Raw genomic sequence first — 21,181 nt, forward strand, 5'->3', positions numbered from 1 at the left:
AGGGAGGAACGCCCGTGGACAAATCCCTGTCGAGCGCCCCGCTGCGGGCGTTGGAGGAGGCCTTCCACGCCATGGTCGCGCGATCGCGGGACGAGCCGGCGCGTGGCCTTGCCGAGCGGCTCGACCGGCTGGCGCGGCTGCGCAGTGTGGTCGCCGACAATGAAGAGCGTTTCCGGCAGGCGATCTCGGCCGATTTCGGCCACCGCTCGGCAGTCGAGACCACCATCGCCGAGACGATGCTGCTGTTCTCCGAGATCCGGCATGCCACCAAGCACCTCAAGAGCTGGATGGCGCCGCAGCGGGTCGCCACCGCGCTGCAATTCCTCCCCGCGCGCAACCGGCTGATGCCGCAGCCGCTCGGCGTCGTCGGCATCATCGCGCCCTGGAATTATCCGCTCCAGCTCACCCTCGCGCCCGCGATCGGTGCGCTCGCCGCCGGCAACCGTGTCCTCATCAAGCCGAGCGAGCTCACGCCGCACTTCGCAGGCCTGCTGAAGGAGACGGTCGCCGCAAGGTTCGATGCCACGGACGTGCTGGTCACCGGTGTCGAAGAGGAGATCGCGCAGGCCTTTGCGCGGCTGCCGTTCGATCACCTCGTGTTCACCGGCTCGACCCGGGTCGGGCGACTGGTCGCGGAGGCCGCGGGGCGCAATCTGACGCCCGTCACGCTCGAGCTCGGCGGCAAGTCCCCGGCGATCATCGACGCCTCGGCCGATCTCGAGGAAGCGGCCGAGCGCATTGCCTACGGCAAGCTGCTCAATGCCGGGCAGACCTGCATTGCGCCTGATTACGTGCTGGTGCCGGAGCGCTCGCTGCAGGCCTTCGCCGAAAAAGTGCGAGCCCAGATGCGGCGGATGTTCGGCACCGATCCCGCCAACAAGGACTACACCTCGATCGTCTCGGACCGGCACTATGCGCGGCTCGAAGGCCTCGTCGCGGATGCGGTGCAGCGCGGCGCAAAGATCCTGCAACCGGCGAAGGCCGACGATCCCAACTGGAAGGCGCACCGCAAATTCCCGCCGACGCTGATCGTCGGCGCCACCGAAGCGATGGCGGCGATGCAGGAGGAGATCTTTGGCCCGGTGCTGCCGCTGCTCGGCGTTCGCGATCCGCCCGAGGCCATCGCCTTCATCAACCACCGCGATCGGCCGCTGGCGCTGTACTGGTTCGGCAAGGACGGCGCCGCGCGCGACGAGGTGCTGGCGCGCACCATCTCCGGCGGCGTCACAATCAACGACTGCCTGTTTCACTTCACGCAAATCAACCAGCCGATGGGCGGCGTCGGCGCATCCGGCACCGGCGCCTATCACGGCGAATGGGGCTTTCGCACCTTCAGCAAGCTGAAGCCGGTGTTCTATCGCTCCAAGTTCAATCGCCTCGCCGACCTCTATCCGCCCTATGGCGGCAAGATCGCGCGGCTGGAGAAGTTGATGCGGTTCATGTCGTAGATCGTCGAACACCGTCATTGCGAGCGCAGCGAAGCAATCCAGACTGTCACCGCGGACGGATTCTGGATTGCTTCGCTGCGCTCGCAATGACGAAAAGAAAATGCAGGGGGAAACACCATTGACTGACACATTCGATTTCGTCGTGGTAGGCGCAGGCTCCGGCGGCTGCACCGTCGCGGGACGGTTATCGGAGGATGCGGCGACGTCGGTCGCGCTGCTCGATGCGGGCGGACGGAACGACAGTTGGCGGATCACCACGCCGTTCGGGCTCGCTCTACCATACAGCGCGGCCAACTGGGGCTTCGATACGGTGCCGCAGAAGGGATTGAACGGCCGCATCGGCTATCAGCCGCGCGGCAAGGGTCTCGGCGGCTCCTCCGCGATCAACGCCATGGTCTACATCCGCGGCAACAAATGGGACTACGATCACTGGGCTGCGCTCGGCAACACCGGCTGGTCGTATGCGGACGTGCTGCCCTATTTCAAGGCTTCCGAGAACAACACCGATTTCGACGGCCCGCATCATGGCAAGGGCGGCCCCCTGCATGTCAACAAGCTGCGCTCGGACAATCCGATCCATGACGTCTTCCATCAGGCCGCGCGCGAGGCGCAGTTCCGCATCCGCGAGGACTTCAACGAGGAGGACCACGAAGGCCTCGGCAGCTACCAGGTGACGCAGCACAATGGCGAGCGCTGGAGCGCGGCGCGCGCCTATGTGCATCCCCACTTGAACAAGCGTCCCAATCTGCGCGTCGAGACGGAAGCACAGGCCACGAAGATCCTGTTCGAAGCCGGCCGCGCGGTCGGCATCGAATATGTGCAGGGGAAGCAGACAAAGCAGCTGCGCGCCAGAGGCGAGGTGATCCTCGCCGCCGGCGCCTTCCAGTCACCGCAACTGCTGATGCTGTCGGGCATAGGCGAAGGCGATGCGCTTCGTTCGCACGGCATTGGCGTCATGCATCACCTGCCGGGCGTCGGGCACAATCTGCAGGATCATCCTGATTTCGTTTTCGTCTACGCCTCCGACTATCCCCACTTGGTGCACTCGTCGATCCGTCGGCTGCCGTCCCTGCTCCGCGCCATGCAGCGGTACCGCCGCGAGCGTCGCGGCCTGATGACTCAATTTCGCCGAATGTGGCGGCTTCCTGAAGACGCAGGCCGACCTCGATGTGCCCGATATCCAGTTGCACTTCGTCATCGCGATGCTCGACGACCATGGCCGCAAGAAGCACAAGGAGGCAGGGTTCTCATGCCATGTCTGCCTGCTCCGACCGAAGAGCCGCGGCAGCGTCTGGCTGAAAAGCGCCGATCCGCTCGCAGCGCCGATGATCGATCCGAACTTTCTGGGCGAGGAGGAGGATCTGGAGACCCTGGTCGCGGGCTTCAAGACCACGCGCCGGCTGATGGAGACGCCTGCGCTACGCGCGTTGCAAAAGAAGGACATGTTCACGGCCAACGTGAAAACCGACGACGACATCCGCGCCATCCTGCGCAGTCGCGTCGACACCGTCTATCACCCGGTCGGCACCTGCAAGATGGGGACGGATGCGATGGCCGTGGTCGATCCCGCACTGAAGGTGTACGGGGTCGAGGGCCTGCGCGTCGTCGATGCCTCGATCATGCCCACCCTGATCGGCGGCAACACCAATGCGCCGACCATCATGATCGGGGAGAAGGCGGCGGATATCATCAGGGCGGAGATGCGGTAGGGTCGCGCTGCCCCGTCATTCTCGCTGTCGTCCCCGCGAACGCGGGGCCCCATAACCACAGGAATGCGCTGCGCTTGTCCGGGACGACAGCGGAGTGGAGTTCACTTGCCGAGCAATACGGCGGCGCTCAATTCAGCAGGAAGCCACCATCGACGGTGATGACGCTCGTCGTCGTGTAACGCGACGCCTTCGAGGCCAGCAGCAGGATCGCGCCGGTGGCGAGGATGGATGGTTTCTTTACTGACGTCGAATAGGTCTGACATCACGGTTTCCTTGACGATTTCCTTCGCGATTCCTGGGCGCAACCCTGAGCTTTTGGAGGCACCGATACAGACGATTTTATCGATCTGAAACCGAATGATCGGTCCGGCGTTCATTCGTTCCATCGAGGCAGGGCTTTGCTGATGAACAGTTTCGATCTCGCCGTCTATGCCGCGCTCGCCATCGCGGTCGGCTTCGGTTTCAGGACCGGTCTGCTGCGCAGCGCCATGACCATCCTCGCCTATCTTCTCGCCGCACCGATCGCGGTTGCGCTGATGCCGCTGATTGCGCCGCAAATTGCAGGCAACCCGAATTCACCGCAGCTGCAAAACTGGATCTGGTTCTTCGGCATCTTCGTCGTGGTCGGCATGCTGTTCGGGCATATCGGCCGCATCGCGCTGAACGACACTATCGGCGAGGCCGGCATCGGCGACCGGCTCGGCGGCGCCGCGCTCGGCGCCATCAGGGTCGGGCTCGTCGCCACCACGCTGGTGCTGGTCTTCGACCAGATCGTGCCGAACAATCGCCAGCCTCCGTTTCTCGCCGGCTCGCATCTGCGCCCGCTGTTCTCGACGGCAGGGCAAATGGGTTTCAAGTCGCTGCCGCCGGAAGCGGCCTCCGCGATCGACCGCCTCAAGCAGGAACGGCGGATCTGAAGCGCGATAAGGTCGCGCCGTTTTGTTTGGGCATGATCTCCGCGCAAACGCGTTCCGCGTTTGTCGCGAGGGAAAACCGCCGCACACTTTTCGCTAACGCGCCCTTCGGGTCCGGATCATGCCTGCGCATTTGCATCGCTAGCGCCCGGCGCATGCATTTTGGTGCGAGCCCGTCCCTTATCAGCGGCGCCACGATTGGCTAGAGTGCCGCTGTCCAAAACCTGCCTGACATTACGGGAGTGAAACTGTGGATCTTGGGATCAAAGGTCGCCGCGCCATCGTCTGCGCATCCAGCAAGGGCCTCGGCCGTGCCTGCGCCATCTCGCTTGCTGACGCCGGCGTCCACGTCACGCTGACCGCGCGCGGCGCTGAAGCGCTGAAGAAGACGGCCGACGAGATCCGGAAAACCTATCCCGGCGTGACGGTCACCGAGATCGTCGGTGACATCACGACGCCGGCGGGCCGCGAAGCCGTGCTGAAGGCATGTCCCGAGCCCGACATCCTGATCAACAATGCCGGCGGCCCGCCGCCCGGCGATTTCCGCAACTGGACCCGCGACGACTGGATCAAGGCGATCGACGCCAACATGCTCACCCCGATCGAGCTGATCAAGGCGACCGTGGACGGCATGATGGCGCGCAAGTTCGGCCGCATCGTCAACATCACGTCGGCCGCGGTGAAGGCGCCGATCGACATCCTCGGCCTCTCCAACGGCGCGCGGGCCGGCCTCACCGGTTTCATCGCCGGCCTGTCGCGCAAGACAGTGATCAACAACGTCACCATCAACGGCCTGCTGCCGGGTCCGTTCGAGACCGATCGTCTCACCGGCACCGCCAAGGCCGAGGCCGACAAGCGCGGCGTCTCAGCGGAGCAGATCCTGACTGAACGCGCCAAGCTCAACCCCGCCGGCCGTTTCGGCCAGCCCGACGAGTTCGGCTATGCCTGCGCCTTCCTGTGCGGCGCCAAGGCCGGCTTCATCACCGGGCAGAACATTCTGCTCGATGGCGGTGCGTTCCCGGGCACGCTGTAGTCGCAGTTGCGGGGCGCCCAATCTTCCGCATCGTCATGGCCGGGCTTGTCCCGGCCATCCACGACTTGCCGCGGCGCACGAAGAACTTGGATGCCCGGGACAGGCCCGGGCATGACGACCTTTGGCAGACAGCTTGTTCGCTCGTACTGCGCGCAACGCGTTGAAGATCACCGCTGCTTCGTCGGCTCGTCTTCGTCCTGCTGGCTCGGAGCGGAGGAATCGGCCGTCGTGCGCTCGTCGGTCCAGTCGATGCCGAATTCGTCGAGCCCATCCGCGAGCAGATCGCCCAGCATCGGCTCGCCGAGCAGGTAGTGCACCGTTTCGCGGCGCGGGCTGCGATACTCGGTGCGCGCCTCGGCCGCACGCGCGCGCAAATCGTCCCAATCATCGATCGTGCCGTCGCCGCGACCGAGCCAGGTCAGCGTGACGAGATCGATCTGCTCGTCCTCGTTCAGGGCGATCATGAAGCTTCCGAGCTCGTTGACGACAGGATCGGAGCCGTCATCGGCGAGGACGTCAATCGCATCGTCATCGGACGGGTTCGAGCCGGAATCCGGATCGGAAGCCGCCTCCTTGACGTCGAATTCGCGCGCCTTCTCGATGATGAAGGCAACCTTTTCAGCGGAAATCGTAAGCTCTGGCATGGCTCTCTCCAGGGTTCCCGCGATAACGCCGCATCGCGCCAGATGATCCATTGCGCTTGACGGCGGAAAACCGCATGTTTCGGCACGAAAAAAGAAAATGGGAAGGTGCCTGATGCAGTGGAAGGTGGGCAGGGTCAAAATCACCAAAGTGGTGGAATTGGAGACGGTCGGCTCGACCCGTTTCATCCTGCCGCTCGCGAACAATGATGAAATTCGCAAGCTGCCCTGGCTGATCCCGCATTTCGCCACCGAGGAGGGCCGACTGAAAATGTCGATCCATTCGCTGGTGGTAGAGTCGCCCTCGCAACGCATCGTGGTCGACACCGGCCTTGGCAACGACAAGCAGGGCCGCAACGTTCCGACCTGGAACAACCGCACCACACCGTTCCTGGCGACGATGATGGCGGCAGGCTTTGCGCCCGACAGCATCGACACGGTGCTGTGCACGCATCTTCATGTCGACCATGTCGGCTGGAATACGAAGCTGGTCGACGGCCAATGGGTGCCGACATTTCCCAAGGCACGCTACGTCTTCGGCAGGACCGAATACGAGCACTGGCTGGAGCATTCGACCGAGCCGGACAAGCGGGCCGTGTTTGACGATTCCGTCAAGCCGACCGTCGATGCCGGCAGGGCCGATCTGATCCCGAGCGACCACCGGCTCTGCGAGGAGATCAGCATGATCCCGACCCCGGGCCACAGTCCGGGCCATATGAGCATTCTCATCAAGTCTGACGGCGAACAGGGCCTGCTCACCGGAGACGTCGCCCATCACCCCTGCCAGATGGCGCATCTCGACTGGTCCTCGACGGCGGATTCCGACCAAGCCCAGTCGGCCGCAACGCGGGCAGCGCTGTTCGGCCGCTTTGCCGACACTCCGACGCTGGTGATCGGCGGGCATTTCTCAGCCGGGCATATCAGGCGGGATGGGAACGCATTCAGGTTCGTGGCGCTGGGGTGATCCCGTGTCCCGGACGCGGTGCAGCGTGTAACGCTGCTCCGCGGAGCCGGGACCCAGAATGCCGCGGCATGGGCCCCGGCTCAGCGGCGCACCGCTTCGCGCTGCGCAGCGTCCCGGGCACGAGACCGCCGTTCCCATCGAATTCGGAGGCCTGCATTGCACCCCTCTTTGAGCGGTTGAATTTCCTGCCGCCCTGTTCCATGAAGCTATTCAACCGATCGGTCCATTCTCAGGGAGAAACGAAAAATGAAGCTTGTTCGCTATGGCGAGAAGGGTGCGGAAAAGCCCGGCCTGATCGACAAATCCGGCCAGTTGCGCGATCTGTCGGCGCATCTGAAGGACCTCACCGGCGAGGCCTATTCGCCTGAGAGCCTGAAGAAGCTGGCGGCACTCGATCCCGCCTCGCTGCCTGCGGTTTCCGGCAAGCCGCGGTTTGGCGCCCCCGTCACCGGCATCTCGAAATTCGTCGCGATCGGCCTCAACTACTCTGACCACGCCAAGGAGACCGGCGCCGATATCCCGAGCGAGCCGATCATTTTCATGAAGGCCAACACGTCGCTATCAGGGCCGAACGACGCGGTCGAAAAGCCGCGCGGCTCGACGAAGCTCGACTGGGAGGTCGAGATCGCCGCGATCATCGGAAGCCGTGCGAAATATGTTTCGGAAGCCGACGCGCTGAACCACGTCGCCGGCTACTGCGTCTGCAACGACGTCTCCGAGCGCGCCTTCCAGATCGAGCGTCTGGGACAGTGGACCAAGGGCAAGTCGCATGACACGTTCGGCCCGCTCGGGCCGTGGCTCGCCACCAAGGACGAGATCAAGGACGTGCAGAACCTGTCGATGTGGCTGGATGTCAACGGCCAGCGCCGCCAGACCGGTTCGACCAAGACCATGATCTTCTCCATGGCCAAGTGCATTTCCTATGTCTCTCAGTTCATGACGCTGCTGCCCGGCGACGTGATCACGACAGGCACCCCGCCCGGTGTCGGCCTTGGCATGAAACCGCCGACCTTCCTCAACGTCGGCGACGTCATCACGCTCGGCATCGAAGGTCTCGGCGAGCAGCGCCAGGAGATCGTGGCGGCGTAAGCTGCACGCGCATCATGCTCCATCGTCATGCCCGGGCTTGTCCCGGGCATCCACGTCTCACAGTCTGACCGCGTGGAAACACGTGGATGGCCGGGTCAAGCCCGGCCATGACGGAGGAGACACCGTTCGCACAAGATCGAATGCAGGGAATGGTCCCCATGAAACTCACCTTCTCTCCCGCCTCGCCCTTTGCCCGCAAGGTGCGCATCGCCGCGATCGAGCTCGGGCTGATCGACAAGATCGAGCTGACGCCGGCGACCGTCGCGCCGGGCACGGCCAATGAGGACTATTCGAAGATCACGCCGCTGAAGAAGCTGCCGGTGCTGATCACCAATGATGGCGACGTCATTTTGGACTCCTATGTCATCGTCGAATATCTGAACGAGATGGCCGGCGGCAGTCTGATCCCGGATTACGGCCCGCGGCGCTGGAAGGCCAAGACCAATCACTCCCTGATCAACGGCATGCTCGATTCCATGCTGCTCTGCCGCTACGAGAAGATGGTGCGGCCGCAGGGCCTGCAATGGCAGGCCTGGTCGGACGACCACTGGAATCGGGCCTGGACCGGCATGGCGCGCTTCGAGAACATGCCTGACGTCCTGAACGGCCCGTTCGACATCTCGCAGATCGGCCTCGTTTGCGTGCTCGGCTATGCCGACTTCCGCTTCGCCGATTGTGGATGGCGCAAGGCCTATCCGAAGCTCGACGCCTTCCATCAGAAGATGCTGGAGCGGCCCTCGGTCAAGATCTCGGTGCCGCCGGCCGCATAAGCGGGAGTTCTCATGAGCCTGAAATACGCAGTCGGCGATCTCACCATCCATCGCGTCATCGAGCAGGAAACCTCGTTCGTCCCGGCGCTGGAGATGCTGCCGGAATTGACCAACGAGGTGCTGGCCGAGAACCGCGCATGGATGCGCGAAGCGAAGGCGCTGGACGAGCAGGATGTGCTGCTGCTGTGCTTTCAGTCCTATGTGGTGAAGACGCCGCACCACACCATCTTGATTGACAGCTGCATCGGGAACGACAAGCCGCGGCCGCAGCGGCCGAAATGGAACATGAAGACGGACGACACCTATCTGCGTGCTCTCGGTGCCGCCGGTTTCTCGGTCAACGACATCGACGTCGTGATGTGCACGCATCTGCATGTCGACCACGTCGGCTGGAACACGCGGCTGGAGAACGGCCGCTGGGTGCCGACCTTCCCCAAGGCGCGCTACGTCTTCGCCCGGCAGGAATTCGACCATTGGTCGGAGCAGAATGCAAAGGCGGAGATTCCGCCCTTTGCCGACAGCGTGCTCCCGGTGGTCGAAGCAAAACGACACGAGCTCGTCGGCAATGATCATCAGATCGGCGACCACGTCCGCATCCTGCCGACGCCCGGCCACACGCCAGGCCATATCGCCATCACGATGGGCCGCGGCAAGGACGACGCGGTGTTCTCGGGCGACCTGATGCACTCGCCGTTGCAGACGCTCTATCCGGAGCTGTCGATCAAGTTCGACGTCGATCCAGCTGCGGCGGCGACGACGCGCCGCAGCTTCCTGGAGCGCTATTGCGACACCGACACGCTGTGCTGCACCGCGCATTTCCCCACGCCGTCAGTCGGAAAGATCAGGCGCAAGGGCAGCGGCTTTGTCTGCGCGATGGTGTAGCGAGATGCCGTAGGGTGGGCAAAGCGAGCGTGCCCACCATGCCAAGCACCTTGCGAAAGATGGTGGGCACGGCGCGCGAAGTGCGCGCCTTTGCCCACCCTACGATTTCCATCCCATTCGCGCCGTCATGCCCGGTCTTGTCCCGGGCATCCACGTTCTTACAATCAACAGTAACAAGAACGTGGATGGCCGGGACAAGCTCGGCCATGACGAGGAAACAACATGACCGATCTCCCCGACATTCCCCTGCCCACCGGAATCCGTTCGCGCTATGTCGACGGCATCAACGGCTTGCGCATGCATGTGCTCGAAGCCGGCTTCGAGACCAGGGGCCGTCCCTGCATTCTGCTGCTGCACGGCTTTCCCGAACTCGCCTTCTCCTGGCGCAAGGTGATGCCCACGCTCGCCGCGGCCGGTTACCACGTGATCGCACCGGATCAGCGCGGCTATGGCCGCACCACGGGATGGACCGCGGACTATGACGGCGATCTCGCGCCGTTCTCGCTCTTCAGCCTGGTGCGCGATGCGCTCACTTTGGTCTCGGCATTCGGTTACAGGCACGTCGACGTGATCGGGCATGATTTCGGCAGCCCGGTTGCGGCTTGGTGCGCCTTGATACGGCCTGACGTGTTTCGTTCGGTGACGATGATGAGCGCGCCGTTCGGCGGACCGCCGCCGCTGCCGTTTGGCACGGTCGACACGCCGGCAAAGCCCGCCGCCGAAGACCCCGTGCATCGCGAGCTCGCCGCGCTGCCGCGGCCGCGAAAACACTACCAATGGTACTACTCGACGCGTGCGGCGAATGCCGACATACACCGCGCGCCGCAGGGCGTGCATGATTTCCTGCGCGCCTATTATCATCACAAAAGCGCGGACTGGACCGACAACAAGCCCACTCCGCTGGCATCGTGGTCGGCGAATGAGCTGGCAAAGCTGCCGACCTACTATGTGATGGACCTGAATGAAACGATGGCGCAGACGGTCGCCAAGGAAATGCCGTCGCCGGCCGCGATCGCGGCCAACCAATGGCTGCCGGACCGCGAGCTCGCTTACTACAGCGCCGAATATGGCCGCACGGGATTCCAGGGCGGCCTGCAATGGTATCGCTGCGGCACGTCAGGCGCTTTCAACGCCGAACTGCAATTGTTCGCCGGCCGCAGCATCGACGTGCCCTCATGCTTCATCTCGGGCTTGCAGGATTGGGGCACTTATCAGCGCCCGGGCGTGTTCGAGACGATGCAGGAGCGCGCATGCCCGCAGATGCTCGGCCGCCATCTCATCGACGGCGCCGGCCATTGGGTCCAGCAGGAGCAACCCGCGGAGGTGAGCCGACGCCTGTTGGATTTCCTCGCCAAGACTCGCACGTCTGATTTGACCCGGGAACCTCGGCCCCTTATATAGTTTAGAATAGTTCTAAACTATCGAAATAGGGCCGCCGTGAAGAATTTTGCCGATCTGACCGAGCGCGAGGTGCTTGCGGTCGCGATCTCCTCCGAAGAGGAGGACAGCCGTATCTACATGACCTTCGCCGAGGACTTGAAGGAACGCTATCCGGACTCGGCCAAGCTGTTCGAGCAGATGGCCGAGGAGGAGCGCGGCCACCGGCACATGTTGCTGGAATTGTATGAGCAGCGCTTCGGCCCGCATCTGCCGCCGATCCGCCGCGAGGACGTCAAGGGATTCCTGCGCCGCCGCCCCGTCTGGCTCACCAAGAACCTGTCGCTCGATGCCATCCGCAGGGAAGTCGAGACCATGGAGATGCAGGCGGAGCGCTTCTACGTGAAGGCCGCCGAACAGGCCGAGGACGTCGGCGTGCGCCGCCTGCTCGGCGATCTCGCCGAAGCCGAGAAAGGTCACGAAGAGACCGCCGCAAAGCTGACGGGCGAGATCCTGAATTCCGACGTCCGCGCCGAGGAGGATCGCACCAACCGCCGCATGTTCGTGCTGCAATATGTGCAGCCGGGCCTCGCAGGCCTGATGGACGGCTCGGTCTCGACGCTGGCGCCGCTGTTTGCGGCGGCCTTCGCCACCCACCAGAACTGGCAGACGTTCCTCGTCGGCCTTGCCGCCTCGATCGGCGCCGGCATCAGCATGGGCTTTGCGGAAGCTCTGTCCGACGACGGTTCGCTCACCGGACGCGGCTCGCCCTGGCTGCGCGGCGTCACCTGCGGCGCGATGACAACGCTCGGCGGGCTCGGCCACACCGCGCCCTATCTCGTGCCGGATAGCTGGGCCAATGCGTTCTGGATCGCAACGGCCATCGCCTGCGTCGTGGTGTTCTTCGAATTGTGGGCGATCGCCTTCATCCGCTCGCGCTACATGGACACGCCGTTCCTCCAGGCGGTGTTCCAGATCGTGCTCGGCGGCGCGATCGTGCTCGCGGTGGGCGTATTGATCGGGGCGGCGTAGGAGCTTCGCCCTCGGGGGCATGGCAATCGCGATCAAACAATTGTTGCAGGGCTCGGCCAAACTGCGCATCATCGTCACAACCAGAGCGGGAGGCGCACCGTGGCCAAATCGGAATGGAGTTTCAGGAGCGCGGTCGAGCAATCGGCCGCATTGAGCGCGAAGAAGGTCTCGGCGGTCGAGCTCACGCATGACGCGATCGCCCGTATCGAGCGTCACGACGGCAAGATCAACGCGATCTGCGTCCGGGACTTCGATCGCGCGCTCGGCGCCGCGCGCGAGGCGGACGCCGCATTGGCCCGCGGCGAGCGCAAGCCGCTGCTCGGCCTGCCCTTGACGATCAAGGAGTCCTTCAACATTGCCGGCCTGCCGACGACCTGGGGATTCGTGCCGCAGAAGGATTTCAAGCCTGCCGAGGACGCGCTGCCGGTGGCACGCATCAAACAGGCAGGCGGGGTGATCCTCGGCAAGACCAACGTGCCGGTAGGCCTCAGCGACTGGCAGAGCTACAACGACATCTACGGCACCACGAACAACCCCTATGACCTCGGCCGCACACCGGGTGGATCCTCCGGAGGATCGTCGGCGGCCCTCGCCGCGGGCTATTGCGCGCTCGCGACCGGCTCCGACATCGGAGGCTCCCTGCGTGTGCCGGCCTTTCATTGCGGCATCTTCGCCCACAAGCCGACCCTCAATCTCTGCCCGGCGCGCGGCGAGACCCCGCCGCCGTTTCCGGCCATTCCGCGCGAGGGCGACCTCGCCGTCATCGGTCCGATGGCACGCACGGCAGCAGATCTTTCCTTGTTGCTCGACGTCATGGCCGGACCGGATCCGCTGGACGCCGGTGTCGCCTACAAACTCGACTTGCCCGTTGCACGGCATCAATCGTTGCGGGACTTTCGCGTCCTGGTGATCGACAGCCATCCGCTGCTGCCGACTGACCGGGACGTCCGCGGCGCGATCGACAGGCTCGCCACCGATCTGTCGAAGGCCGGCGTGACGATCGCCCGCGAGAGCCGCCAGTTCCCGGACTTCGCGGAGACGTCGCGGCTCTACATGCGCATGCTGCTGGGCTTTCTCGGCGCATTCTTCCCGCCGGAGGAGTTTGCGGATGCGCAAGCCGGGGCGAGCCAGCTTTCGCCCGAGAATCGCAACCTCGGCGCGGAGCGATTGCGCGGCATCACCGGGAGCCACCGCGCCTGGGTGCTCGACGCCGGCGCCCGCGCCGGCCTGCGTGCGCAATGGCGCGCGCTGTTCAAGAGCTTCGACGCGGTGATCTGCCCAATCATGCCGACGCCGGCCTTTCCGCATGACCATTCGCCGGACCAGAGCCTGCGGCGTATCAGCATCGACGGCAAGGACTATCCCTATTCCGATCAGCTCGCCTGGCCGGGCATTGCGACGTTGCCAGGCCTGCCTGCGACGGCCGTCCCGCTCGGCCTGTCGAAAGACGGCCTGCCGGTCGGCGTGCAAATCGTCGGCCCATGGCTGGAGGATCGCACGCCGCTCAAGCTCGCCGAGCTGATCGAGCGCGAGTTCGGCGGGTTCGTGCCGCCGAAGATGTTTGACGATTAGCGTTCACCGCGCGTCATTGCGAGCGCAGCGACTTGTCCGCCGAAGCTTTAGCGAAGGCGGAAGCAATCCAGACTGTCACCGCGGAACGATTCTGGATTGCCTCGTCGCAAGGGCTCCTCGCAATGACGGAGCAAAACAATTTCGAGATTCCGGGCCCCCGCTCCGCGCGGCCCGGAATGACGGAAAGAAGGGAACACCATGGGCAACGATCTCGATCAACTCACCGCGCTCAACCGCGACTACGTTGCCTCCGTGCAGAACTGCGACGTCAAGCGTTTCGACGAGATCCTGGCGCCGGAGTTCTACTGCTCCAATCCCGACAAGACGTTGGTCGACCGCGCAGCCTTCCTGGAGCAAACGGCGCGGCCGATCGCGATCCGCAATTTACATGAGCACGACGTCATCATCCGCATCATGGGCGACTTCGCGATCATTCATGCCGCGACGAGCTACACCACCGCCGACGGCCAGCAGGCGACAGGGCGGTATACCGACTGCTGGGCGAAGCAGAATGGCAGGTGGCTGGCGGTGTCCGCGCACGTGTCGCGGTGAGATTTTTACCTCTCCCCGCAATGCGGGGAGAGGTCGACGCCGGAGCGTAGCGGAGGCGGCGGGTGAGGGGCATGGCACTCTGCCGGCCTCTAACTCGCTATTGCCGGACCAATCAATCGAGGAGTCGGAGAGCCTTATTGCATGGCATCGCCCTGCACAGCCCCTCACCCGGATCGCCTGGGGCGATCCGACCTCTCCCCGCAAAGAGCGGGGAGAGGTGAAAGCGCTCAGCTATCAAACATGATCACGCTGCGCAGCGTCTTGCCGGCTTTCATGTTGGCAAAGCCCTCATTGATCTCGCTTAGCTTCAGCTTGGCCGAGATCCAGTCTTCCAGGTGCAGCCGTCCCCGCAGGTAGAAATCGACCAGCCGCGGCATGTCGACGCGAAAGTGGTTCGAGCCCATCGAGGAGCCCTGGATCTTGCGCTCGCGCAGGAAGTCGAAGCCGTGCAGCTCGATCTTCTGGCCGAACGGAATCATGCCGACGATGGTGGCGGTGCCGCCGGAGGCGAGCATGCCGAACGCCTGCTCTGCGGTCTCCTTGCGGCCGAGCACCTCGAAGGAATGATGCACGCCGCCATTGGTGAGGTCGCGCACCTGCTTCACGACATCGCCATCGGCGGGGTTGATGATGTCGGTGGCACCCAGCTTGGTCGCGAGCTGGAGCTTTGCGGGATTGGTGTCGATGGCGATGATGCGGCCGGCGCCGGCGATCTGCGCGCCGTTGATCGCGGCCATGCCGACGCCGCCGCAGCCGATCACGGCAACGGTCTCGCCCGCCGTCACTTTCGCCGTGTTCACCACCGCGCCGTAGCCCGTGATGACGCCGCAGCCGATCAGCGCGGCGAGATCGAGCGGCATTTCTTTCCGGATTTTGACGATCGCGTTCTCGTGCACCAGCATCTGCTCGGCGAAGGACGAAAGATTGAGGAACTGGTGCAGTTTCTCCGGCTTCGACCATTGCATCCGGTTGGAGGCGCCCGGCAGCAACTTCACCGTGGTGTCGGTGCAGAGCACGGTGCGGCCCGTGGTGCAGTTGTCGCAGGTGCCGCAGAACACCGACAGACAAGTGACGACGTGGTCGCCTGGCTTGACGTAAGTGACGTCGGAGCCGACCTGCTCGACGATGCCGGCGGACTCGTGGCCGAGCACCGCGGGCAGCGGATGCGGATAGAGGCCTTCCATGAAGTGCAGGTCGGAATGACAGAGCCCGGCGACCGCCGTGCGGATCAGCACCTCGCGCGGCCCCGGCTTCGGCAGGCTGACATCCTCGATGACCAGCGGCTGATTGACTTCATAGAGGACGGCGGCCTTCATCGAGCACTCCCTGGCGCATTTCTTGTTGAGCGTGGAGTGCAGCCTACGCCGCCAGAACCAGTTCGCCAACCTCGCTCATGGCGGCTGCGCTGCCGCCGAGCAGCAGCGCTGCGATCTTGGCTTGCGTCGCATTTTCCGTGAGCCGGAACGGATCGATCGGTGACACCCGGTGATCGATCACGAGCCGCGACAACAGCAGCCGGCGCGCATCGCCGCGCATCTCGTGGATGCGGTGCGCCTCCCAGGCGAGCGCGACCGCGCTTGCGACATGATAGAGCAGGCTCGTGGCGCGCCGCGCATCGGATTCGTTTTCGGCCTTGCCCGCCACTTCGCGTGCGAAGCCGACAGCGCGATCGACGAGACCGTGCAAACGGTCGCGCCAGGCCTGCGGCACGGAGGCGCTGTCGTCGAGGCGGGCGTGCAGATCGGCGGCGAGCGCGGATTCGGCGCCGTGGCGACCGACTGCGCGCCTGAGCGTATCGATCGCCACGATGTTGCCCGTGCCTTCCCAGACCGAGCCGAGATGGGCATCGCGCAGCAGGCGAGCGGTGGCGAACTCCTCGATATAACCGATGCCGCCGCGTATCTCGAGCGCATCGCCGCAGACCTTTCGCGCATCGCGGGTGGCGCGGAATTTCAGCGTCGGGGTGAGGATGCGCAACAGCGCCGCCGCATCCTGGCTGCCGGCCTCGGCACGGTCGAGTGCGTCCGCGGTGAGAAAACTCATCGACAGCGCCTGCTCGACCGGCAGCATGATTTTCAGCATCTGCCGCCGGCCGAGCGGCAGGTCGATGATGCGCTGGCCGAACACGACACGATTTGTCGCGACCGTCATCGCATCATGATAGGCGCGGCGCATCAGTGCGGTGGACTTGACGCCGTTGGAGAGCCGCGACGAGTTCACCATCTCGGCCATCTGCACGAAGCCGCGATCGAGCTTGCCGACCGCATAGGCGATCGCGCCTTCGAGCTTGATCTCACCTGATGCCATCGAGCGGGTGCCGAGCTTGTCCTTGAGACGCACGATCCGGTAATGGTTCTGCGAGCCGTCGTCGAGGAAACGCGGCATCAGGAACAGGCCAACGCCGCGCGTGCCGGGGCCGGCGCCTTCGGGGCGCGCCAGCAGCATCACCACCTTGGCGTCGGCATTCGAGCAGAACCATTTTTCGCCGTGAAGCCGCCAATGGTCGCCCTCCTGTACCGCGCGCGTGGTCAGCGTGCCGACATCGGAGCCGCCCTCCTTCTCAGTCATGAACTGGCCGCCCTGAGTCAGCTTGCTCATGTCGGTCGAGGTCAGACCGTCGAGATATTTCGCCTTGAGCGCCTCGCTGCCGAAATTCGCCAGCAGCTTGGCACAGCCGTCGGTGACGTTGATCGGACAGCCCATGCCGAATTCGGTCTGGTTGAACAGGAAGGTGAAGGCGTGCTTGGCAACGACTGGATATTTGTCCGGCCAGCCCATGATGCCTTTGCGGATCGAGAGCGCGTGGATGCCGAACTCCCCGAACGCTGCATTCTCCAGCTCGCGATAGGCCGGGTGATACTCGATCCACTGCACGTCGCGGCCGAACTTGTCGCGCTGGTGCAGCAGCGGCGTGTGCCGGTCGGCGAGACGCGCGCACTCGTCGAGACGGCCACCGGCGAGTTCACCGAGACGGTCGAGATGCGGCTCGATGTGACGGAACAGCGTGTCCGGCAGATGGATGCGCAGGAGGTCGGTGAGCGCGGGATCGGCGCGGTAGAAATTCATGCCAGATGTATCGGGCGCCAGCAGGCCGGGTTGCTCGGCCGCGGCGTTTTTCGGCTGTGCTGTGACCGACTTGTGCATGATCGTCCTCTATCGTTTCCGCCATCCGGACATTTTGCGCTGATTTGGCGCTTGCCGCTTTGGATGATGTCGATCATGCTCCAGCCGCGGATCGCGATAAAGCCGCGAATTGTCAGGGCGGCATGATCGCCGTGAGGGAGCAATTCGCCCTGCGGAATTGCGACCGCCGGCTGGTTGTTCGCGCGGCCCATGCATAGATCAACCTCTTCCTGTCCTAAGAGATCACGCCATGGAACATCCGAAATACAAGATCGCTCTCATCGTCGGTGCCGGCGAAGGATTGAGCGCCTCGCTGGCGCGCTTGCTCGCCGCGCAAGGCATTCGCGTTGCGCTGGCAGCCAGAAAGATCGAGAAGCTCGGCGCGCTCTGCAGCGAGACCGGCGCGAAAGCCTATGCCTGCAACGCGACGGAGCCCGAGGAGGTCGAACGCCTGTTCGGCCTCGTCGAGCGCGAGATCGGTACGCCCGATCTCGTCGTCTACAATGCCAGCGGTCGCGCCCGCGGGCCGATCGTGGATCTCGTTCCGGCCGAGGTGGCGCAGGCCATCGCGGTCAGCGCCTATGGCGGCTTCCTGGTGGCGCAGCAGGCGGCCAAGCGCATGCTACCGAACAAGCACGGCGCGATCCTGTTCACCGGTGCCTCCGCCAGCGTCAAGGGCTACACGCAATCGGCCTCGTTCGCGATGGGCAAGTTCGCGTTGCGTGGGCTCGCGCAGAGCCTGGCGCGCGAACTGTCGCCGCAAGGCATCCATGTCGCGCATTTCGTAATCGACGGCGGCATCAAGAGCGCGGCGCGGAGCGAGCCGGATGACAAGCCGGACTCGATGCTCGATCCCGACGCGATCGCGGAGAGCTATTGGAACGTGCTGCAGCAGCCGCGCAGTGCCTGGAGCTGGGAGCTCGAGCTGCGACCCTGGGTGGAGAAGTTTTGATGCCGTAGGGTGGGCAAAGGGCGCGTAGCGCCGTGCCCACCATCTCGGACGGAGAAAGAAATGGTGGGACGCTTCGCTTTGCCCACCCTATGAGAGCAGGGAGGAATCATGAGCAGCGAAACCACCATCGACACCGGCACCGATGAACTCCTCTGCGTCATCCGCGACCGTGTCGCCGTCATCACGCTGAACCGGCCGGAGGCGCGCAATTCGCTGTCGGACGCACTGACCCCGGCGCTGCGCACGATGATCCGGACATGCGGGGAGAATCCCGATGTCGGCGCGCTGCTGCTGACCGGCGCGGGCGAAGCGTTCTGCGCCGGCGGCAACGTCAAGGGCATGGGCGCGCATCGCGACAAGGCGAAGCTCGAGATGCCCTTTGACGACAAAGTCGCCGACCTCCAGGAGCGGCAGCGGCTGCTGACCGGCGCGCTGGTGTCGGTGCGCAAACCGACCATCGCCGCACTGCCCGGCCCCGCGGCCGGCGCCGGGCTCGCCATCGCCATCGCCTGCGACATCCGCATTGCCGCGCAATCGGCTTTCGTCGCCACCGGCTATGCCCGCATCGCGCTCAGCGGCGATTACGGCATCGCCTGGCTGTTGACGCGGCTGGTCGGCACCGCGCGGGCGCGCGAATTGATGTTCACCGGCGACCGGGTCGATGCTGTCAGGTGCGAGGCCATCGGCCTCGTCAATCGCGTCGTGCCTGACGACAAATTGCAGGCCGAGGCGTTCGCCCTGGCCAAATCGCTCGCTGAAGGCCCGCGCCTGGCGCTGCGCTACATGAAGGACAATCTCGACGAGGCCGTGCTGTTCGACTTCGAGACGGCCAGGGATCACGAAGCCGAACGGTTGATCCGCCTCACAACGACCGCCGATCACAAGGAGGCGGTGCAGGCGTTCATCGAGAAGCGCAAAGCGGTGTTCACGGGGAAGTAGCCGGCTCGACAATCACCGCCCGTCACCCTGACGTGGCCGCTTCTTCAGCGGCCCTCGAAGGGCGACGGCCCGACTGTTGCCGCGAGGAAATAGACGCAGAGAACCAGACGGGCCGTTCATCCTTCGAGCTCGCACTGCGGTGCAGACGCACCGCACTGGTCGCACCTCAGGATGACGGGTTTGGACAAAAAAAAGCCCGGCGCTGTTTCACCAGAGCCGGGCTTGCAGTGGTGTCAGGCCGAGGCTGAGGGGCTATCGGCCTGACGGGAAAGGGCGGCGAGACGCCAGCTCGCGCAGGGAATGTCTTTCGGTGCGGCCGCGATCTCCTTGTCGAAGCGCACCAGCTTCCAGTCGTCTGGGTGATTGACGAAGGCGAAACTGGATTTACGGGCGAGCGAGAGCATGGTTTCGTTGGAGCGCAGCGTATCGCCGAAGATATGCTCGGCGCCCAGCGCGGCGGCGCGGCATTCGAGGTTCTTCAGCAGCGCCGTGGCGATGCCGTGGCCCTGCCAGCGATCATCGACCGACAGACCAAATTCGAGCGTCGCGGTTTCAGCATTCAGCGCGTATCGCGCCTCGGCCACGATGGTCTCGAAGCCGTCGACCATCATGGTCGCGACCACCGTAAAACGTTCGCGCTCACCGACCTCAAGGAAGTCGTGCAGCAGCCCGTTCGGCAGCTCGCTGATCGCACCGAAGAAGCGGTTGTAGCGGGAGCGGGTCGAGAGCGAGCGGAAATAGTGCTGGAGCTCGTCGGCGTCGCGCGGCTCGACGAAGCGAACGTTGAGCTCCTCGCCATGCCGGGTGCGCAGCGTATCCGAATATTGCTTCAGGTCTGCGAGGCGAATGATGCTCATGACACATGCCCTACGGAAAGGGACCGCCGGCGCCCCTGTCTTCAGGCGGCGCCGGCCTGGCGGCCAATCAGGCCCGCCAGAAGGGTTTGTCGGCCTCGGAGGCGATATCGCTCCAGGACAGTCCGACGTCCTGGAGATCGCGCGCCGTCCATTGGGTGAGCTCGCGCCTGTTGCGATAGCGCTCGTGCCAGACGTGGAGGGTCTCACTGACCTGCCGGATCAGGCCTGGCGCATGATGATTTGTCATCGAGTTGTGGGTCAAACTAGACATTTTCAGCTCCTGGAGCTAACTTGACCGCTAATATCTGCTTCCTGTTGCGCCGCGACAAACGACAATTTGTACCTTTTCGCATGAAATAACGTCATGTATCCTGCTGCCAAATGACTGCCAGATTGCCATCCCTGAACGGATTGCGGGCGTTCGAGGCCGCCGCGCGCCATCTCAGCTTCACGCTGGCGGCCACCGAATTGAACGTGACGCAGACCGCGATCAGCCATCAGATCCGAAGGCTCGAGGAGGAGCTCGGCATCCGCCTGTTCATCAGGCAGAACCGCTCGCTGGCGCTGACGCCGGAAGCGCGCGACTATTTGCCGGGTGTCCGCGCCGCCTTCAACGACCTCCGGCTTGCGACCGACCGGTTGCTGCGCAAGGACGATGACAAGGTGCTGACGGTCTCGACCCTGGCTTCGCTCGCCGCAAAATGGCTGCTGCCGCGGCTGACCGATTTCCAGGAGCAGCATCCGGGCATCGATGTCCGCATCACCACCTCGGCCAACCTGGTCGATTTCCAGCGCGACACTGTCGATGCCGCGATCCGCTACGGCCGCGGCCAGTGGTCCGGCCTGCGCGCCGATTGGCTGATGGCGGATGAGTTGTTTCCGGTGTGCAGCCCGTCGCTGCTGCGCGGCGACAAGCCGCTGCGCCGGCCTGAAGACCTCCGGCACCATCCGCTGCTGCACACCTCGAACACGAATAGCGACGATTGGCGGCTGTGGCTGACGGCGGCGGCCCTGCCGGCCGACATCGCCAGGCATCCTGGCATCACCTTCGACATGATCTTCATGACCATCCAGGCTGCGATCGACGGCATCGGCGTGGCGATGGGGCGGACGTCCTACGTCCAGGACGACATCGCCAAGGGCCGCCTCGTGGTCCCCTTCAAGATCGCGCTGCCGGCGGATGCCGGCTTCTACCTGGTCTCGCCCGAGGGCCGCCGCGAGGCGCCGAAACTGGTCGCATTCCGGGACTGGATGCTCGCTGCAACGCAAAATAAAGCCTGAAGAATCATCGGCTTCCGCGGCAAAAGCGGTTGACTTGCGTCGCCCC

19 protein-coding genes and 2 pseudogenes are annotated in these 21,181 nt (G+C 64.3%); 15 read left to right on the plus strand and 6 right to left on the minus strand.

Going from position 1 to position 21,181, the window contains the following annotated elements; genetic code table 11:
• Positions 1 to 14 precede the first annotated feature (14 nt).
• Both IVA81_RS17825 and IVA81_RS17830 read left to right on the plus strand, forming a co-directional pair.
• On the plus strand, positions 15 to 1,448 hold the full coding sequence (locus IVA81_RS17825) for a coniferyl aldehyde dehydrogenase (protein ID WP_247320356.1): 1,434 nt from the start codon (positions 15 to 17) through the stop codon (positions 1,446 to 1,448).
• 118 nt (positions 1,449 to 1,566) lie between these two features.
• A pseudogene (locus IVA81_RS17830) lies at positions 1,567 to 3,157 on the plus strand (GMC family oxidoreductase N-terminal domain-containing protein).
• 127 nt (positions 3,158 to 3,284) lie between these two features.
• Here IVA81_RS17830 and IVA81_RS17835 read toward each other — a convergent pair.
• Positions 3,285 to 3,371 (minus strand): annotated as a pseudogene (locus tag IVA81_RS17835) (2-deoxy-D-gluconate 3-dehydrogenase); the annotation flags it as partial.
• Positions 3,372 to 3,561: 190 nt separating this feature from the next.
• On the opposite strand from IVA81_RS17835, the gene IVA81_RS17840 reads away from it, so the two are divergent.
• Positions 3,562 to 4,074, plus strand: coding sequence for a CvpA family protein (locus tag IVA81_RS17840; protein ID WP_247320358.1), 513 nt, complete (start codon positions 3,562 to 3,564; stop codon positions 4,072 to 4,074).
• 247 nt (positions 4,075 to 4,321) lie between these two features.
• Positions 4,322 to 5,104 carry an SDR family oxidoreductase gene (locus IVA81_RS17845; protein ID WP_247320360.1) on the plus strand — a complete coding sequence of 261 codons (783 nt, stop codon included), beginning with the start codon at positions 4,322 to 4,324 and terminating at the stop codon, positions 5,102 to 5,104.
• A 167-nt stretch (positions 5,105 to 5,271) separates the two neighbouring features.
• On the opposite strand, the gene IVA81_RS17850 is transcribed toward IVA81_RS17845, so the two are convergent.
• The gene (locus tag IVA81_RS17850) at positions 5,272 to 5,748 is read right to left on the minus strand and encodes a DUF3775 domain-containing protein (RefSeq protein ID WP_247320362.1); all 477 of its coding nucleotides are present in this window, start codon (positions 5,746 to 5,748) and stop codon (positions 5,272 to 5,274) included.
• 112 nt (positions 5,749 to 5,860) lie between these two features.
• Here IVA81_RS17850 and IVA81_RS17855 point away from each other — a divergent pair, with 112 nt between their 5' ends.
• The 8 genes from IVA81_RS17855 to IVA81_RS17890 all read left to right on the plus strand — a co-directional run bounded on the left by IVA81_RS17855 (position 5,861) and on the right by IVA81_RS17890 (position 13,983).
• Positions 5,861 to 6,709, plus strand: a complete 849-nt coding sequence (locus IVA81_RS17855; protein ID WP_247320364.1) for an MBL fold metallo-hydrolase — start codon at positions 5,861 to 5,863, stop codon at positions 6,707 to 6,709.
• A 246-nt stretch (positions 6,710 to 6,955) separates the two neighbouring features.
• Positions 6,956 to 7,798: a fumarylacetoacetate hydrolase family protein gene (locus tag IVA81_RS17860; RefSeq protein ID WP_247320366.1), complete on the plus strand. Its 843-nt coding sequence runs from the start codon at positions 6,956 to 6,958 to the stop codon at positions 7,796 to 7,798.
• A 158-nt stretch (positions 7,799 to 7,956) separates the two neighbouring features.
• On the plus strand, positions 7,957 to 8,568 hold the full coding sequence (locus IVA81_RS17865) for a glutathione S-transferase family protein (protein WP_247320368.1): 612 nt from the start codon (positions 7,957 to 7,959) through the stop codon (positions 8,566 to 8,568).
• 12 nt (positions 8,569 to 8,580) lie between these two features.
• Positions 8,581 to 9,450 carry an MBL fold metallo-hydrolase gene (locus IVA81_RS17870; RefSeq protein ID WP_247320370.1) on the plus strand — a complete coding sequence of 290 codons (870 nt, stop codon included), beginning with the start codon at positions 8,581 to 8,583 and terminating at the stop codon, positions 9,448 to 9,450.
• Between the two features lie 222 nt (positions 9,451 to 9,672).
• Positions 9,673 to 10,851, plus strand: coding sequence for an alpha/beta hydrolase (locus IVA81_RS17875; RefSeq protein ID WP_247320372.1), 1,179 nt, complete (start codon positions 9,673 to 9,675; stop codon positions 10,849 to 10,851).
• A 36-nt stretch (positions 10,852 to 10,887) separates the two neighbouring features.
• Positions 10,888 to 11,859, plus strand: a complete 972-nt coding sequence (gene mbfA / locus IVA81_RS17880) for an iron exporter MbfA (protein ID WP_246923252.1) — start codon at positions 10,888 to 10,890, stop codon at positions 11,857 to 11,859.
• 99 nt (positions 11,860 to 11,958) lie between these two features.
• Positions 11,959 to 13,431: an amidase gene (locus tag IVA81_RS17885; protein ID WP_247320374.1), complete on the plus strand. Its 1,473-nt coding sequence runs from the start codon at positions 11,959 to 11,961 to the stop codon at positions 13,429 to 13,431.
• Positions 13,432 to 13,629: 198 nt separating this feature from the next.
• On the plus strand, positions 13,630 to 13,983 hold the full coding sequence (locus IVA81_RS17890) for a nuclear transport factor 2 family protein (protein ID WP_247320376.1): 354 nt from the start codon (positions 13,630 to 13,632) through the stop codon (positions 13,981 to 13,983).
• Between the two features lie 227 nt (positions 13,984 to 14,210).
• On the opposite strand, the gene IVA81_RS17895 is transcribed toward IVA81_RS17890, so the two are convergent.
• On the minus strand, positions 14,211 to 15,299 hold the full coding sequence (locus IVA81_RS17895) for a Zn-dependent alcohol dehydrogenase (RefSeq protein ID WP_247320378.1): 1,089 nt from the start codon (positions 15,297 to 15,299) through the stop codon (positions 14,211 to 14,213).
• Between the two features lie 43 nt (positions 15,300 to 15,342).
• Positions 15,343 to 17,127 carry an acyl-CoA dehydrogenase family protein gene (locus IVA81_RS17900; protein WP_247320380.1) on the minus strand — a complete coding sequence of 595 codons (1,785 nt, stop codon included), beginning with the start codon at positions 17,125 to 17,127 and terminating at the stop codon, positions 15,343 to 15,345.
• A 229-nt stretch (positions 17,128 to 17,356) separates the two neighbouring features.
• On the opposite strand from IVA81_RS17900, the gene IVA81_RS17905 reads away from it, so the two are divergent.
• Complete coding sequence (locus IVA81_RS17905; protein ID WP_247320381.1) at positions 17,357 to 18,058, plus strand: SDR family oxidoreductase; 702 nt, start codon at positions 17,357 to 17,359, stop codon at positions 18,056 to 18,058.
• A gap of 108 nt (positions 18,059 to 18,166) precedes the next feature.
• Positions 18,167 to 18,997 (plus strand): enoyl-CoA hydratase, encoded by an 831-nt coding sequence (locus tag IVA81_RS17910; RefSeq protein WP_247320383.1) that lies wholly within the window; start codon positions 18,167 to 18,169, stop codon positions 18,995 to 18,997.
• 233 nt (positions 18,998 to 19,230) lie between these two features.
• Here the strand turns inward: IVA81_RS17910 and IVA81_RS17915 are convergent, their stop codons facing one another.
• Both IVA81_RS17915 and IVA81_RS17920 read right to left on the minus strand, forming a co-directional pair.
• A complete protein-coding gene (locus tag IVA81_RS17915) occupies positions 19,231 to 19,854 on the minus strand; it encodes a GNAT family N-acetyltransferase (RefSeq protein WP_247320389.1) in 624 nt (207 codons plus the stop codon).
• Positions 19,855 to 19,921: 67 nt separating this feature from the next.
• Positions 19,922 to 20,125 (minus strand): DUF1127 domain-containing protein, encoded by a 204-nt coding sequence (locus IVA81_RS17920; RefSeq protein ID WP_247320390.1) that lies wholly within the window; start codon positions 20,123 to 20,125, stop codon positions 19,922 to 19,924.
• A 110-nt stretch (positions 20,126 to 20,235) separates the two neighbouring features.
• On the opposite strand from IVA81_RS17920, the gene IVA81_RS17925 reads away from it, so the two are divergent.
• A complete protein-coding gene (locus IVA81_RS17925) occupies positions 20,236 to 21,135 on the plus strand; it encodes a transcriptional regulator GcvA (protein ID WP_247320391.1) in 900 nt (299 codons plus the stop codon).
• The last annotated feature ends 46 nt before the right edge of the window (positions 21,136 to 21,181 follow it).

The sequence above is a fragment of the Bradyrhizobium sp. 141 genome (assembly GCF_023074055.1).
In the GTDB taxonomy this organism is placed as follows: Bacteria; Pseudomonadota; Alphaproteobacteria; order Rhizobiales; family Xanthobacteraceae; genus Bradyrhizobium.

Bases quoted from the DNA above. Each gene is read 5' to 3' on its own strand.
- IVA81_RS17840 (WP_247320358.1), top strand. From the start codon at position 3,562: ATGAACAGTTTCGATCTCGCCGTCTATGCCGCGCTCGCCATCGCGGTC.
- IVA81_RS17850 (WP_247320362.1), bottom strand. From the start codon at position 5,748: ATGCCAGAGCTTACGATTTCCGCTGAAAAGGTTGCCTTCATCATCGAG.
- IVA81_RS17855 (WP_247320364.1), top strand. From the start codon at position 5,861: ATGCAGTGGAAGGTGGGCAGGGTCAAAATCACCAAAGTGGTGGAATTG.
- IVA81_RS17860 (WP_247320366.1), top strand. From the start codon at position 6,956: ATGAAGCTTGTTCGCTATGGCGAGAAGGGTGCGGAAAAGCCCGGCCTG.
- IVA81_RS17865 (WP_247320368.1), top strand. From the start codon at position 7,957: ATGAAACTCACCTTCTCTCCCGCCTCGCCCTTTGCCCGCAAGGTGCGC.
- IVA81_RS17870 (WP_247320370.1), top strand. From the start codon at position 8,581: ATGAGCCTGAAATACGCAGTCGGCGATCTCACCATCCATCGCGTCATC.
- IVA81_RS17875 (WP_247320372.1), top strand. From the start codon at position 9,673: ATGACCGATCTCCCCGACATTCCCCTGCCCACCGGAATCCGTTCGCGC.
- IVA81_RS17890 (WP_247320376.1), top strand. From the start codon at position 13,630: ATGGGCAACGATCTCGATCAACTCACCGCGCTCAACCGCGACTACGTT.
- IVA81_RS17895 (WP_247320378.1), bottom strand. From the start codon at position 15,299: ATGAAGGCCGCCGTCCTCTATGAAGTCAATCAGCCGCTGGTCATCGAG.
- IVA81_RS17900 (WP_247320380.1), bottom strand. From the start codon at position 17,127: ATGCACAAGTCGGTCACAGCACAGCCGAAAAACGCCGCGGCCGAGCAA.
- IVA81_RS17905 (WP_247320381.1), top strand. From the start codon at position 17,357: ATGGAACATCCGAAATACAAGATCGCTCTCATCGTCGGTGCCGGCGAA.
- IVA81_RS17910 (WP_247320383.1), top strand. From the start codon at position 18,167: ATGAGCAGCGAAACCACCATCGACACCGGCACCGATGAACTCCTCTGC.
- IVA81_RS17915 (WP_247320389.1), bottom strand. From the start codon at position 19,854: ATGAGCATCATTCGCCTCGCAGACCTGAAGCAATATTCGGATACGCTG.
- IVA81_RS17920 (WP_247320390.1), bottom strand. From the start codon at position 20,125: ATGTCTAGTTTGACCCACAACTCGATGACAAATCATCATGCGCCAGGC.
- IVA81_RS17925 (WP_247320391.1), top strand. From the start codon at position 20,236: ATGACTGCCAGATTGCCATCCCTGAACGGATTGCGGGCGTTCGAGGCC.